The organism is Dawidia cretensis (genome assembly GCF_018598175.1).
GTDB classification, from domain to species: Bacteria; Bacteroidota; Bacteroidia; order Cytophagales; family Cyclobacteriaceae; genus Ohtaekwangia; species Ohtaekwangia cretensis.
Genome location: NZ_JAHESE010000257.1, coordinates 1 through 238 on the forward strand (window position 1 = coordinate 1; position 238 = coordinate 238).

Below are 238 nucleotides of genomic sequence, written 5' to 3' on the forward strand. Positions count from 1 at the left end.
GTTTTACCGTTTCGAAGTATGCCGGCACAGAAGTTACTAAAAACTCACTATGCAAAAACACTATAAAGCAATTGTAATCGGTTCCGGCCAGGGAGGCAACCCCATGGCCAAGCGCCTGGCAGAAGCCGGATGGAGTACCTGTCTGATCGAACAACGATGGGTCGGTGGTACCTGCGTAAACGACGGTTGTACGGCCACCAAGACCATGATCGCCTCCGCTCAGGCCGCAAGCCTTACC

General features: G+C 53.4%; 1 protein-coding gene. It reads left to right on the forward strand.

The window, feature by feature from the left end:
• Positions 1-49: 49 nt before the first annotated feature.
• The coding region (locus KK062_RS30560; RefSeq protein WP_254088155.1) for an FAD-dependent oxidoreductase at positions 50-238 on the forward strand (189 nt) is incomplete at its 3' end.